Consider the following 442-nt stretch of genomic DNA (forward strand, 5'->3'; position numbering starts at 1 on the left):
GGTAAATAGTCTGCCTGTTGTAGGCGGGATCACCGGTACGACTGCTGTTTGTATAAACAGAACTACTACCTTAAGTTCTACTACTGTTGGCGGCGTATGGAGCAGCAGCGATGCCGCTGTAGCGAGTATAGATGCAGGCGGTGTTGTAACTGGCGTATCTATCGGCACCGCAACGATCACTTATGCAATAACCAACGGGAGTGGTTGTACCGTTTCGCAAACGACTAGTGTAACAGTAAATAGTCTACCTGTTGTAGGTGCGATCATTGGTACGACTGCTGTTTGTATAAACAGAACTACTACCTTAAGTTCTACTACTGTTGGTGGCGTATGGAGTAGCAGCGATGCGGCTGTAGTGAGTATAGATGCTGCTGGCGTTGTAACTGGGGTATCCTTTGGCACCGCAATAATCACTTATACGGTAACCAACGGGAGTGGTTGT

Annotated in this window: 1 protein-coding gene; it reads left to right on the forward strand. The window is 47.7% G+C overall.

Annotated features, from left to right (window positions below):
• Positions 1-442 (forward strand): Ig-like domain-containing protein (locus AC1DP6_RS36555; RefSeq protein ID WP_477059321.1); only part of this gene is annotated, 442 nt, incomplete at both ends.

The organism is Chitinophaga sp. 01L420 (genome assembly GCF_056399985.1).